Genomic DNA, 253 nt, shown 5'->3' with positions numbered 1-253 from the left:
CGTGCGGGACGCGCAGCAGGGCGGCGATGGCGGCGTGCCGCCGGGTCTGCTCGACGACGCCGTTGCGGGCGTCGACGAGGATCACCGTCAGCTCGGCGGTGGAGGCGCCGGTGACCATGTTGCGGGTGTACTGCACGTGCCCGGGGGTGTCGGCGAGGATGAACCGGCGCCGGGGGGTGGCGAAGTACCGGTAGGCGACGTCGATGGTGATGCCCTGTTCCCGCTCGGCCCGCAGGCCGTCGGTCAGCAGCGC

General features: G+C 73.5%; 1 protein-coding gene. It reads right to left on the bottom strand.

Features of this window, described 5'->3' with window-relative positions; all coding sequences use genetic code 11:
• Positions 1-253 (bottom strand): GTP-binding protein (locus tag ACTT8P_RS38655; protein WP_442836462.1); only part of this gene is annotated, 253 nt, incomplete at both ends.

Origin of the sequence: Streptomyces sp. JW3 (assembly GCF_052216785.1) — a bacterium.
Taxonomy (GTDB): domain Bacteria; phylum Actinomycetota; class Actinomycetes; order Streptomycetales; family Streptomycetaceae; genus Streptomyces.
Note: the sequence above shows the minus strand (reverse complement) of the source record. Positions and strands in the feature narration are given on the sequence as shown.